The organism is Rhizomicrobium palustre (assembly GCF_011761565.1).
In the GTDB taxonomy this organism is placed as follows: Bacteria; Pseudomonadota; Alphaproteobacteria; order Micropepsales; family Micropepsaceae; genus Rhizomicrobium; species Rhizomicrobium palustre.
The window spans coordinates 4058414-4071057 of sequence record NZ_JAASRM010000001.1 but is presented as its reverse complement, the minus strand read 5'-3'; the positions used below and the strand labels follow the sequence as shown (position 1 = coordinate 4071057).

The window sequence follows — 12644 nt, the reverse complement described above, 5'->3', positions numbered from 1 at the left end:
CCTCTTTCCATGGGCGGGCAACAGACATCTTCGGGCGAGGGCAGGGCAGAGGCGGCGCCCGTGGAATCCTGGTGGGATATCCTGAAGGTACTCGCGTTGGCGCTGCTCATCGCGCTCACGGAAAGAACACTGCTCTATCAGCCCTACAACATCCCTTCCGGCTCAATGGAGGAGACGCTGCTCGTCGGCGACTTCCTGCTGGTCGAGAAATTCGCCTATGGCTACAGCCGCTATGCGCTCCCCTGGGGTCGGCTCCTGCCGTCCTTCAAGCCGCTTTTTGCACGTGCGCCGGAACGCGGTGACGTCGTGGTCTTCGCGCTGCCTTCAGATCCGTCACGGGATTTTATCAAACGCGTCATCGGCCTGCCCGGAGATCGGGTGCAGATGCGTCATGGTGTGCTCTACCTCAATGACAAGCCCGTGCCGAAGCTCCGCGTGGCCGATTACATCGAGGACGAGAACGGCTATATTCACCATGTCGCGCGCTACCGCGAGACGCTGCCGGGCGGCAAATCCTATCTCGTGCTAGATCGAGAGAGCGATGGCCCCAGCGACACGACTGCGGTGTACACCGTGCCTGCCGGGCAGTATTTCATGCTTGGTGACAACCGGGACGATTCGGACGACAGCCGCGGCATTGTCGGCTATGTTCCGGCTGAAAACCTTATCGGCAAAGCCGAACTCAAATTCTTCTCCATTGATGAGCGAAAAACCGGTGTCTTCACCTTCTGGCATTGGCCGCGGGCCGTCCGCTTCGCCCGCCTCTTCCGCGCGATCGACTGAGGCGCTGGCTGGGCTCGAAGAGCGGCTGGGGCATACTTTCAAGGACAAGCATCTTCTGAGGCGGGCGCTGACCCATGCCTCCGCCTCTGGCTCGGGCTCCAATGAGCGCCTGGAATTTTTGGGCGACCGCGTCCTGGGGTTGATCGCCGCCGAGAAGCTGCATGAGATTTACCCCAAGGATAACGAAGGCGATCTAGCGCTGAAGTTCAACCATCTCGTGCGGGCGGAAGCCTGCGCCGCAGCCGCTGAAGCTTCGGGGATTGCCGACCATCTCATTCTGGCGCGCTCCGAGCAGGGCAGCGGCGGGCGGCGCAAGATCGCCATCACCTCCGGCGCCACCGAGGCGGTGATCGCCGCCCTCTATCTTGATGGCGGGGTGGATGCCGCCAAGCGCTTCATCGAGCGCTATTGGGTCGAGACCTTCGCCAGCCTTACCGAGGAGATGCGGGACGCCAAGACCCGGCTTCAGGAATGGGCCCAGAGCAGGGGCGCCAAATCGGGCGCGCCGGTCTATAAGGTGGTTGGCCGGGAAGGGCCTGACCATGCCCCGGTCTTCTCGGTGGAAGTCGCGGTGATCGGCAAGGAGCCTCAAACCGGCACTGGCACCTCCAAACGCGAGGCCGAGCAGGACGCCGCCCGTAAAATGCTTATCAGTGTAGGTAAAGCGGTATGAGGAATATGCCGTCCTACCTTTCACCGTCATGGCCGGGCTTGAACCGGCCGTCCATGGTACCATTTGGCACCATGGGCGTGATTTAGATGGATGGCCGGGTCGGAGCCCGGCCATGACGAATGTTTGATGGCCGCATCAGGCCATGTTGATTGGAGTTTCTTATGACCCGTTGCGGCTTCACGGCCATTATCGGCGCCCCGAATGCCGGCAAATCCACCCTGGTGAACGCCCTGGTGGGTTCCAAAGTCGCCATCGTCAGCCCCAAGGTGCAGACCACCCGCAGCAATGTCCGCGGCGTCGCCATGCGCGGCGATACCCAGCTCGTCTTCGTGGACACGCCTGGCATCTTCAAGCCGCGCCGCCGCCTCGACCGCGCCATGGTCGCGGCTGCCTGGAGCGGGGCAGGCGATGCCGATGCCGTGGTGCATCTCGTCGACGCCCATGACCTGCATGAAAAGCCGAATGGCCATGCCGCCTCCGACACCGAAAGCATCATCAAGGGGCTGCAGGAGAGCGGGCGCAAGGCCGCCCTGGCACTCAACAAGATCGACGCCATGAAGCGCGAGGATCTGCTGCCGCTGGTCCAGAAGCTGAACGAGACCGGCGTCTACGAGCAGGTGTTTATGATCTCCGCCCTCAAGGGCGATGGCCTCGAAGACCTCGCCACGTGGTGCGGGTCGAAGATGCCGGAAGGCCCCTTCCTCTATTCGCCGGATCAGGCCGCCGACATTCCCTCGCGCCTCTTGGCTGCCGAGATCACGCGCGAAAAAATCTATCTGCGCCTGCATGAAGAGCTTCCCTATGCCACCGCGGTGGAGACCGAGAAGTGGGAAGAACGCCAAGACGGCTCGGTGAAAATCGATCAGATCATCTATGTCCAGCGCGACGGCCAGAAGGGCATCGTGCTTGGCAAAAATGGCAAGACCGTCAAAGACATCGGGGCCGCTTCTCGCAAAGAGCTTGAACAGATTTTTGAGCGCCGGGTGCACCTTTTCCTGTTTGTGAAAGTGCGTGAAGACTGGGCCGATAAGCGCGAGCACTACCGCGAAATCGGGCTTGAGTTTCCGGAGGAGTGAACCATCTCGCGACCGAACGCGTCTCACCCCTCACTGTCATCCCGGGCGCGCCACGCCCCATTGTCATCCCGGCCAAGCGTTCCGAAGCACTACGTGCGGAGGGGCGCGCAGAGCCGGGACCCACTTCAACAACATCCATATTTCTGAGTGGGTCCCGGATCGCGCCAAAGTGCTAAACTTCGAAATCGTTGAGGCGCGTCCGGGATGACAATGAGTGCAGCTTTGGTAACCCCTCATGGAATGGACTGACGAGGCCATCGTCTTATCCGTCCGCCAGCATGGCGAGAGCGCCAGCGTGCTCGAGGTGCTCACCCGCGATCATGGCCGCACCGCAGGGCTGGTGCGTGGCTCGCGCAAACTGAAGCCCGTCATGCAGCCCGGCAACTCCGTGCAGTTGGTCTGGCGAGCCCGGCTCTCCGAACATCTGGGCTCTTTCGCCGTCGAACCCGCGCGTGCCCGCGCAGGTGCATTGATGGAAAATCGCGAGGCACTGATTGGGCTTAACGCCTTTTCTTCGCTCGCCAGCGCAACCCTTCCTGAACGCGCGCCGTATTACGATCCGGTATTTGTCGCTGCCAACATTCTCCTTGATGCCATGATGGAAGACGGCATCGCACATTGGGGCGCGCTCTATGTCCGCTGGGAGGCGGGCCTCCTGGAAACCCTCGGCTTCGGCCTCGATCTGAAATCCTGCGCCGCCACGGGTGAGACCGAGAACCTGATCTATGTTTCTCCCAAATCCGGTCGGGCGGTCTCGGAGGCGGCAGGGGCACCTTATAAGGGCAGGCTCTTTGTTCTGCCGCCGTTCCTGAGCGATCCCGCGGCTCAGATTTCACTTGAGGATATCTCTGTGGGTCTCGCGCTTACCGGGCATTTCCTTCTCGAACGCGCGCTCCGCCCCAACGGCAAGCAAATGCCCCAAGCCCGCCTGCGCCTGGAAGCACTCGCGGCAGAGACCGGACGCGAATCGAAGTAGAAAGCCCACCCTCCCATATGGGGGGTATCGCTGAAGGCCTCGGGCATCTTCGCGTCGCTCGCGGCTGGGGATGACAATCGGTGCCAATTCCCATAAGCGATAGCCCTCCCTCAGGGGGAGGGTTCGGTTGATTTTGAGAGTTTGTAATGCCCAAGACCGTTGAGCCTGTCGTTGACGATATCCGCCCGGAACCGCTGCACTCGGCTTTGAGCGAGCGCTACCTCGCTTATGCCTTGTCCACGATCACCCAGCGCGCCTTGCCGGATGCCCGCGACGGCCTGAAGCCCGTCCATCGCCGTCTGCTCTATGCCATGCGGCTCTTGGGGCTGAACCCGAGCCAGGGCTTCAAGAAGTGCGCCCGCGTGGTCGGTGACGTCATCGGTAAATACCACCCCCATGGTGACACGGCGGTCTATGACGCCATGGTGCGTCTGGCGCAGGACTTCGCCGTCCGCTACCCGCTGGTCGATGGCCAGGGCAATTTCGGCAATGTCGACGGCGATAGCGCGGCCGCCATGCGTTACACCGAAGCCCGCCTGACCGAAGCCGCCATCATGCTGATGGAAGGGCTCGACGAGGACGCGGTGGACTTCCGCCCCACCTATGACGGCTCCGAGGATGAGCCGGTGGTGATGCCCGCCGCTTTCCCGAACCTCCTCGCCAACGGCTCCAACGGTATCGCCGTGGGTATGGCGACCTCGATCCCGCCCCACAATCTGGGTGAGCTCTGCGCCGCAACCATCGAGCTGATCAAGAATCCCGGTTGCCGCGACGCAACCCTGCTCAAGCACATCAAGGGCCCGGACTTTCCGACCGGCGGCATTGTGGTGGATGGCCCGGACGCCATTGCCGAGGCCTATCGCACCGGCCGGGGCTCCTTCCGCGTGCGTGCCCGCTGGTCCAGGGAAGAGGGCGCTCGTAACTCCTATCAGATCGTGGTCGACCAGATTCCCTATCAGGTCCAGAAGGCCAAGCTGATCGAGCGCATTGCCGAGCTGATCGAGCAGAAGAAGGTGCCGCTCTTGGATGACGTGCGGGATGAGTCCGCCGAAGACATCCGCATCGTCCTCATCCCCAAGACCCGCACGGTAGACGAGAACGTCCTGATGGAGCAGCTCTTCCGTCAGTCCGACCTTGAGACCCGCGTGCCGCTCAACATGAACGTGCTGGACGGCGGCTTGGTCCCGCGGGTGATGAGCCTGCGCGATGCCTTGCAGTCCTTCATCAATCACCGCCGCACGGTTCTGGAGCGCCGCACCAAATATCGCCTGGAAAAGATCGCTGCCCGTTTGGAGGTCTTGGAAGGCTATCTCGCGGTCTTCTTGAACCTCGACAAGGTGATCAAGATCATCCGCACCGAGGACGAGCCCAAGCCCGTCCTGATGAAGACTTTCACGCTGACGGAAAACCAGGCCGAAGCCATCCTCAACATGCGTTTGCGCGCCTTGCGCAAGCTCGAGGAAATGCAGATCCGCGGCGAGCACAAAGACCTCTCCAAGGAGCAGAAGGAGCTGAAGCGCCTCCTGGCCTCCGAGGAGCTCATCTCCAACAAGCTGGTCGATGAGATGAAGGCGGTGGACGAAAAGCTCGGCCTCAAGACCGAAATCGGCAAGCGCCGCTCCAAGATCGCTGACCGCAAGCTGGTGGAGAAGGTGGAAGCCATCGCCGAAGAGGTGACGGCCATCGAAACCGCCGTGGAGCGCGAGCCCATCACCATCGTCTGCTCGCAAAAGGGCTGGCTGAGGAGCTTCAAGAACCACATCGAGCCCTCCGATCAGGTGAAGTACCGCGAAGGTGACCGCGAGCGCTTCTGGATTCATGCCGAGACCACCGACAAGCTGATGCTGTTCTCGACGGACGGGCGCTTCTTCACGCTCGATTGCTCCAAGCTTCCGAGCGGGCGCGGCAATGGCGAGGCCATCCGCAGCTTCATCGATCTGGCGCCGGAAGCCGACATCGTCACCGTCTTCACCCATGTGCCGGGCCGCAAGCTCTTCCTTGCCGCCACCACCGGCCATGGCTTCATCGTGCCGGAAGACGATGCCGTTGCCTCCACGAAGGTCGGCAAGCGGGTCATGAATGTGAAGATGCCGGGCGAGGCCAATGTCTGCCGCTTTGTCGAAGGCGACACCGTCGCTGTCGTGGGCGAGAACAAGCGCGGCCTCGACCTGCAAAAGAAGCTGCTGATCTTCCCGCTCGCCGAAGTGCCGGAAATGGCCAAGGGGCAAGGCGTCTATCTGCAGCGCTACAAGGACGGCGAACTTCTCGACGCCATCACCTTCACCTGGAAAGAAGGCCTGAAAGCCGAAAACGGCAAGAACTTCGGCCCTTCCGATCTGAAGGATTACAAAGCCGAACGCGCCCAAACCGGCCGCGTCCTCCCCAAGGGCTGGGCAAGGTCCGGCAAGTTCGGTTGAGAATAAGCATGGCTTGCCGCCCGGAGCGTCAGTCCTGGGCGGCATCCTTTTCTGGGAACATGTCGGAGAAGCGGCGGAAGCCTTGGCTCGCTTGCGCCCGTTCGATCCCGCCATTCGCTTTGATTTTGCTGATCAGCTCGGCATGGGCTTGCCCCATCGCAGCCATGAGCGGTTCCACATTTTTCCGCTCGCCCCAATTGGCATAGACTTTCCGGCCATTGGGATAGCGCAGATGAACGGTTTCGAGCTGGTCGTTCACCACGGCCTCGATTTCGATTTCGAAGAAGGAAGCCGTACCCGATCCCGTCGTCTGACCTGCAAATGCGCCGAACACCCCTACCGCAGCGACGGCGAGCGCCTGATTGACTTCGGCCTTTTGATTATCGAGACGAATGCAATAGCGTTTCAGTACAAGGGGACTGTGCAACATCCCGGGCTCGAGCCCCTGGTTGAGATCGCGTTGCAGCAAAGCCAGGCGGGAGGGCTCGGTCGCCGCATCGCCGACTTGCTGAATTCCATAGTTATCGTTCCACATCCAAACTGAGCCACTGTTGCTGGCCGAATCTTCCGATGGCCGTGCATCGACGATCGTGACGGATGAACCGTGGTCTTGCAGATAGTCGGCTTCGGCCGCCGTTGCCGCTAAGCCCCACAACGTGGCCGCAACAATTCGGGCGATGGCTTTTTTCATGGTCACGGCAACACCCCGCAATGCCCTCAGCGACCCACAATACGCCCGTAAGGGTTGCGGCGGGGTGAAATCTATTCGTGCAGGGATGTTTTGGTTTCCAGAGGATTAACAACAGCGCTTGCGTACGCCTCTTCCCGGAAAACGAGCAGCTACAACTTTGTGCCATAGAAGGGCGAGTAGAATTCGATTAGCCTCCCGATGCATCATCATCGGGGGTAATCATGCGGGGCCAAATTCTGACCTACAGTCCGGAAACGGGTGAAGGCATCATCTCGGGCCAGGACGGCAAGCGCTACACCTTCAGGGGCACCGAATATCGCGGCAATGTGCTGGCGATCCGCCTCGGCATGGAAGTCGATTTCGAGGTGCGGGAAGATGGCAGCGCTGCCGGCGTGATCCCCCTGCCTGGTGCAAGCGGGGCGCCCATCGGTTCTCAACCGGTGTATGCCAAATCGAAAATCGCCGCCGGGCTGCTCGCCATATTTCTCGGCAATTTAGGCATCCACAAATTCTATCTCGGCTACACCACCCAAGGTGTGATCCTTCTGCTGATCACCTTGTTCCTCTGGTGGCTGATTTTCCCGCTTCTGATCGTTGGCGTGATCGTCCTGATCGAGGGCATCATCTATCTCACCAAAACCGATGCCCAGTTCGATGAGGAATATGTCCAGCACAAGAAGCTGTGGTTTTGATCTCTGAAGTCATGGCCCCTGGGTGCAAGCCCCGCTACGAGATAGCAGCTATGCTGTTCCGTCCTTGTTCCGGCGGCGGGCCAGGGTAAAATCATCCGGTCTTAAGGGGGCTATCATGTTGCGTCGTTCTCTCGCCATCGCTTGTGCGCTCGTTGCGCTCTTGGTCTCGCCCGCTTTTGCCGCTAAGGATGCGCTGCTTGATCATCTCGCCGGAAGCTGGGTGCTGACGGGCACCATCGGCAAAGAAGCCACCACCCACGACGTCAAAGCCGAATGGGTGCTGAATGATCAGTATTTGCGTCTTAGCGAGATCAGCCGCGAGAAAGACGCCGCCGGTAAGCCGCAATACGCTGCCGAAGTGCTGCTCGCCTATGATCCGGCCAAGAAGCACTATGTCTGCTTCTGGTTCGACAACACGGTTGTTGCGGCGACAACCGATGGCGGGTCTGCCACGCGCGATGGCGACAAGCTGCCTTTCGTCTTCAAAAGCGCCAGCGGTGATTTCTTCAACACCATGACTTACGACGCCAAGGCTGGCAGCTGGACCTGGGCGATGGATGGTGAGGACAAAGGCGTGCGCCAGCCTTTCGCGCGCCTGACCCTGAAGCGGCCGTAAGATGCTGCGCGGTGTGATCTTCGCGGCCACGCTGTTGTTGTCTGTGCCCGCGCTGGCCGGGGACGCGCCTTACACCGTTGCGCCGCATCTCTTCGATGTGTCGCGTCCCGACGATCTCGGCTTGAAACCCGCAGCTGGCACGCAAACCATCACCATCTACAGCCCCACAGCGGGCGGCGAGACCTATGTCAACGGCGTGGTCCTGTTCGGCTTTAAGAACAAGCTTTACGCCCAATGGCAGACCTCGCAGAAAGACGAAGATTCCACGGACACCCATGTCGTCTATGCGGTGAGTGAGGACGGGCTGCATTGGTCAGCGCCGCGCATCCTCGCCGATGTCGGCAAAACCATCCGCACTTCTGGTGGCTGGGGAAGCGATGGCAAAATACTCACCGCCTATATCAATATCTGGAACAGCGATTTTCACACCGGCGGCAGGGCCTTCGCCATTACCTCAGAAGATGGTGAGCATTGGTCCAAACCGAAACCGGTGACCGGCGCCGATGGAAAACCTATTGATGGCGTGATCGAACAAGACCCGCACTCGCTACCCAATGGCCGCATCCTCGCGGCCTTTCATCTTCAGCCCGGCGTCAAGCTCGCGCCGTACTACACCGATGATCGCAGCGGCCTGACGGGGTGGGTGAGGGGGAAGATGGCAAACCTTCCCCATGAAGGCCTCGCCAAGGAAAATTTGGAAAGCCGCGAACTCGAACCTTCGTTTTTTCTTCGCCCCGATGGCTGCGCCGTGTTGGTGATGCGTGATCAGGCCGACAGTTTCCGCCAGCTCGCGTCCCAGAGCTGCGACGGTGGGCGGAGCTGGACTACACCCGTCCTCACTGCCATGCCCGATAGCCGCGCCAAGCAGAGCGCGGGCAATCTTTCCGATGGTACTGCTTTTCTCGTCAACGCGCCCTCAGGCACCAAGCTTAGAAGTCCGCTGGCCCTCAGCCTCAGCAAGGACGGAACCCATTTCGACCGTGCCATTCTTTTGCGTGCCGGTCCCCCGCCGGAGATCCACTTTCCTGGTCTCTATAAGCGGCCGGGCTATCATTATCCGAAATCCCTGGTTTGGCGGGATGCGCTCTATGTCGGATATGCCAGCGGAAAAGAGGTAGTCGAGATGAGTCGAATCCCGCTCTCCGCGCTGCGCTGACACCGGGAGCCGTTAACGCTCCCATAAAATCGCAAGCAAAACTGGTTCTTGGGTGTGCCCGCGTGGGTAGTTATTTTCCCCGATGTGGCATTTTTTGTGCCTGATTGCGCTTACCGCCACCGGTTTCCATGCAAATCTATGGTTGCATCAATATGTCAAAAGTCGTCTAATGTGTGTCCATTTTGTGGCGAGGAGGCCGCAGCTATGGACAGCAAACAACTCGAGGAATGCATCAGCGCCCGCAGCCATCTGCTTTGGGAACGCGAAGGTCGCCCGGCAGGGCAGGAAAGTGAGTATCTGGAACGCGCCCGCGCGGAAATCGAAGAAGCGCTGCGTCTGGCCCTGCAAGGGGATGAGACCAACTTCGTGCCGCCGCGTTTCGCGATTTCTATGCGCCCGGTAAGGCACCCGGAGTGATGCCGCACTTAATGCTGGAGATAGCGCTTTAGCGAAGTGGCTCGGCATGCGCCACGATGCGCCAGATGCCGGGCACGCTTTGCCGTAGGCGCCGCTCCAGTTCATCCACGATGCCGTGGATATCCTCCACGGTACGCTCGGGCGCCGTGCGGCAGTGAAAAATAACGATCAGGCCGCGTCCAATACGGCGTACCCGCACGTTATGAACCTCCGAAAGACAGCCATTCTCCGCTGCCAAGCGCTGCAACACTGCCGTGATCTCGCTGACCTGTGCAGGCTCGACCGAGGTGCCGGATAAGGCGTGATCTTCCATGGGCTCGATATGGCTTTCGACTTCGGTTCCTGCCCCGAACTCGTGGCGCATCTCGGTTTCGAGCGCGGTTGCGATTTGATGCGCCTCTGAAAGCTTCAGCCGCCCATTCACTTCCAGATCGAAGCTGACTGATAGTTTTCCTTCCACGTGGTGCGCGCTGACATGATGCACATGCGCACCGTGGTTGGCCGCGATGATCACAGCGCGCTGATAGATCGTCTCATTATTCAGCGCAAGCGGCAGGGTGGTGAGCGTGGTTTCCGCATTTGACAAAACGGCGCGGACGGCGGCTTCGATCTCCTCGCGCAATTCGGAAACTTTCGTCTGGGTGAGCCCGCGCCCGATCGCCACCTCGACATCAACGAAATGCACGCTGCCTGCAGGGCGGATTCGCACGCGCTTCACCTCCACTACACCTGCGATGGTGCGGACCTTCTGGCGGATCGCCTCTGCTGCACCTTCAGGTGCGGCATCGACCAATGCATCGAAGGTGCGCTTGCCGAGCTTCCAGCCCGCGCGGCAGACAAAAATGGAAACACCGATGGCGGCGATAGGATCGCCTAAAGGCCAGCCAAGCGCGACAAAGCCAAGCCCGACCAACACCACACAGGAGCTGAGAACGTCCGACGAAAAATGCAGCGCATCGGCTTCCAGCGCCATGCTGCCGGTCTTTTTGGCGGTGCGCATCAAGGCGCGGGCACGGGAGATATCGATCACGATAGAGGCGATCACCACGCCGAAAGAGGCCCAGGTCGCTTCCACCGTGAAATTGCGCGTCAAGAGGCGATGGGCGGCTTCGTAGATGATCCAGGCGCTGGTGAGAAAGAGCAGGGCGGTTTCCGCAAGCGCGGCCACGGCTTCCATCTTGCCATGGCCATAGTGATGTTCGTCATCTGCGGGCTTGTCGCTCACCCGCACCGCCAGGAAGGTGAGAACCGTAGCGCCAAAATCGAGCAGACTATGCAGCGCCTCTGAGAGCAGGCCCAAGCTGCCGGTCATGATGCCCACCACGAATTTGCCGATGGTCATCAGCAAGCTCGCCGCCATGGAGGAGAGGGCGACGGAGGTCTTTTCCTTCATCGCCGCGTCGGGGCTGTGGCTGGCGGACATGGTGAAGGCATCCCTTGGGTGATGACGCAATGTTCTGACGAGCTTAGGCGGCGATGTCGAGGCGGCAGCCAACCCCTTTGAGCCTTCCGCGGTTCGCACTCGTCAGCGTAGAACGGGTGAGTGCGCGACAATCGCAGGACGAAAGACCCTACAACTGCGGCGTCACGCCGCTGTGGCGCGCTGTGTCCGCGCCTTCGAATGGCCCCTTTGTGATGGTGTAAACTCCTGCTCCGGCACGTTTTTTTGTGTTGGGCCAGTCGCGCCCGGAACACCTGAGAGATTTGGTCGGTTAATCAGTCTGAATTAGAATAATTCAGAAACCGGCCATCCGGGGAGTTTGGGTCATGCAGCACAGCGCTGAAGAATACGAAACGCGCGCGGCGGAGTGCGAACGCTTGGCCTATGCCACGGATGATCTGGTTTTACGCGAAGAGATCCTCAGCCTGGGGCGGGTCTATCGCGGCTATGCCGATCATTTGCGCGGCCGTATCGATCGCAGCATCTGGCCTATTGCCGCGAACGCCTGATCTATTTCTCGACGCTATGAGAGAGGGCTATCCGCGCTCGTCGTAATCGTGAAAATGATTGTTGCGGCGATAGAAGTCGTCGCGCGGAATTTCATGCGCGTCGTTGCGGATAGGATTGAGCAGCTTGTGAAGTTCTCCCCGGTCCAGCCAGACGCCCCGGCATTGCGGGCAGATATCGATCTCGATGCCCGAGCGCTGAACCTGGTTCATCTCGACATTGCAGGCAGGGCAAATCAGAAGCGGCATACCGGTCCTTTCACACTCATCAGCATGTAGGGACGGGGGCTTTCTCTACAAGGGCGTGACAGAAATATAACGTCAGGCTTTTTCCAAATTCGTGAGGATGCGCTGCAGCGTGGCTTCGAAGCGGGTGATTTCAGCCTCGCTCAGCCCGTCATAGAAGCGGGCGGTCATGGCTTTGGAAACCTCTTCGAAGCGCAGCCGGGTTTGGTCGAATTGTTCAGTAAGTTCCACCGTGATGGAGCGCCGGTCTTCATCGGAACGCAGGCGGCGGACGTCTCCGGTTGCTTCCAGCCGGTCGAGCGCATTGGTCAGGGTGGATTTGCTGAGCGAAACCCGATGGGCAAGGTCGTGGATCGGCATCGGCCCGTTTTGCCACAGCACAAACAGAATGCGCCCATGCGCGGGGTGAAACTCCATGCCGCGCGCTTTCAGAAGCCGGGCGAAAATCCGTCCCGCCGCCTGATGTACTTTAGCAATCAGAAAGCCGCCTTGGCGCGTCGTCATGGCCCCTCGAAGGTAAATGGCTTGCTGCCCCACCAGCCGCGGATTTCGGAAGGCTTGAGGCGCACCACCACATAATCAGGATTGCTATAGCCGTCAGGCCAATAGATGCGCCAGTCATTGCTCCACAGCGCCTGTTTGAGCGCGGCGCTCTCCAGGACCTCTGCGCGCCCGCTGAGCAACACACCGCGGTACAAGAGGGGGCGGCTGTAATAGACTGAGACCCGCGGATCGGCGGTGATCTCGGCGATTTTGTCCGAGGCCTTTGAGGTTGTGAGATAGACGGTGAAATCGTCCGTGCGCGCCATCAGGCTTGGTATCGGATAGGCCCAACGCCGCCGGAGATTGACCAGCGCGCGCACGCGCGGGCCATTCTCCGACATCGTGGCCAGATAGACGGCATGCGCCGCATTCATCACCTTCAGGATCTGGCTCTTGCTGGGCATGTCAGTC

Annotated in this window: 15 protein-coding genes; 10 read left to right on the top strand and 5 right to left on the bottom strand. The window is 60.3% G+C overall.

Annotation, left to right across the window (positions count from 1 at the left end; translation table 11 throughout):
* Positions 1–9 precede the first annotated feature (9 nt).
* The 5 genes from lepB (at position 10) to parC (ending at position 5925) form a co-directional block, all read left to right on the top strand.
* Entirely contained in the window at positions 10–783 is a 774-nt protein-coding gene (gene lepB / locus FHS83_RS18295; protein WP_167084785.1) for a signal peptidase I, read from the top strand.
* Positions 716–1456, top strand: coding sequence for a ribonuclease III (rnc, locus tag FHS83_RS18290; protein WP_208414951.1), 741 nt, complete (start codon positions 716–718; stop codon positions 1454–1456). Before lepB ends, rnc begins: the two co-directional genes overlap by 68 nt.
* A 161-nt stretch (positions 1457–1617) precedes the next feature.
* On the top strand, positions 1618–2532 hold the full coding sequence (gene era, locus FHS83_RS18285) for a GTPase Era (protein ID WP_167084781.1): 915 nt from the start codon (positions 1618–1620) through the stop codon (positions 2530–2532).
* Positions 2533–2767: 235 nt separating this feature from the next.
* The gene (recO, locus tag FHS83_RS18280) at positions 2768–3508 is read left to right on the top strand and encodes a DNA repair protein RecO (protein WP_167084779.1); all 741 of its coding nucleotides are present in this window, start codon (positions 2768–2770) and stop codon (positions 3506–3508) included.
* 146 nt (positions 3509–3654) lie between these two features.
* The gene (parC, locus tag FHS83_RS18275; RefSeq protein WP_167084777.1) at positions 3655–5925 is read left to right on the top strand and encodes a DNA topoisomerase IV subunit A; all 2271 of its coding nucleotides are present in this window, start codon (positions 3655–3657) and stop codon (positions 5923–5925) included.
* Between the two features lie 28 nt (positions 5926–5953).
* On the opposite strand, the gene FHS83_RS18270 is transcribed toward parC, so the two are convergent.
* Positions 5954–6622, bottom strand: a complete 669-nt coding sequence (locus FHS83_RS18270; RefSeq protein WP_167084775.1) for a hypothetical protein — start codon at positions 6620–6622, stop codon at positions 5954–5956.
* A gap of 215 nt (positions 6623–6837) precedes the next feature.
* Here FHS83_RS18270 and FHS83_RS18265 point away from each other — a divergent pair, with 215 nt between their 5' ends.
* From FHS83_RS18265 to FHS83_RS18250, 4 genes are all read left to right on the top strand, one after another.
* Positions 6838–7308, top strand: a complete 471-nt coding sequence (locus FHS83_RS18265; RefSeq protein WP_167084773.1) for a TM2 domain-containing protein — start codon at positions 6838–6840, stop codon at positions 7306–7308.
* 115 nt (positions 7309–7423) lie between these two features.
* The gene (locus FHS83_RS18260) at positions 7424–7924 is read left to right on the top strand and encodes a DUF1579 family protein (protein WP_167084771.1); all 501 of its coding nucleotides are present in this window, start codon (positions 7424–7426) and stop codon (positions 7922–7924) included.
* Position 7925: 1 nt separating this feature from the next.
* Entirely contained in the window at positions 7926–9080 is a 1155-nt protein-coding gene (locus FHS83_RS18255) for a sialidase family protein (RefSeq protein ID WP_167084769.1), read from the top strand.
* A 204-nt stretch (positions 9081–9284) separates the two neighbouring features.
* On the top strand, positions 9285–9497 hold the full coding sequence (locus FHS83_RS18250) for a DUF2934 domain-containing protein (protein ID WP_167084767.1): 213 nt from the start codon (positions 9285–9287) through the stop codon (positions 9495–9497).
* 28 nt (positions 9498–9525) lie between these two features.
* Here FHS83_RS18250 and FHS83_RS18245 read toward each other — a convergent pair whose 3' ends face one another.
* The gene (locus FHS83_RS18245) at positions 9526–10920 is read right to left on the bottom strand and encodes a cation diffusion facilitator family transporter (protein ID WP_167084765.1); all 1395 of its coding nucleotides are present in this window, start codon (positions 10918–10920) and stop codon (positions 9526–9528) included.
* A gap of 344 nt (positions 10921–11264) precedes the next feature.
* Here FHS83_RS18245 and FHS83_RS18240 point away from each other — a divergent pair, with 344 nt between their 5' ends.
* Complete coding sequence (locus FHS83_RS18240) at positions 11265–11447, top strand: hypothetical protein (protein ID WP_167084763.1); 183 nt, start codon at positions 11265–11267, stop codon at positions 11445–11447.
* 27 nt (positions 11448–11474) lie between these two features.
* Here FHS83_RS18240 and FHS83_RS18235 read toward each other — a convergent pair whose 3' ends face one another.
* From FHS83_RS18235 to FHS83_RS18225, 3 genes are all read right to left on the bottom strand, one after another.
* Positions 11475–11693: a TFIIB-type zinc ribbon-containing protein gene (locus FHS83_RS18235; protein ID WP_167084761.1), complete on the bottom strand. Its 219-nt coding sequence runs from the start codon at positions 11691–11693 to the stop codon at positions 11475–11477.
* Between the two features lie 72 nt (positions 11694–11765).
* Complete coding sequence (locus FHS83_RS18230; RefSeq protein WP_167084759.1) at positions 11766–12194, bottom strand: MarR family winged helix-turn-helix transcriptional regulator; 429 nt, start codon at positions 12192–12194, stop codon at positions 11766–11768.
* On the bottom strand, positions 12191–12637 hold the full coding sequence (locus FHS83_RS18225) for a pyridoxamine 5'-phosphate oxidase family protein (RefSeq protein WP_167084757.1): 447 nt from the start codon (positions 12635–12637) through the stop codon (positions 12191–12193). Before FHS83_RS18225 ends, FHS83_RS18230 begins: the two co-directional genes overlap by 4 nt.
* Positions 12638–12644: the final 7 nt, after the last annotated feature.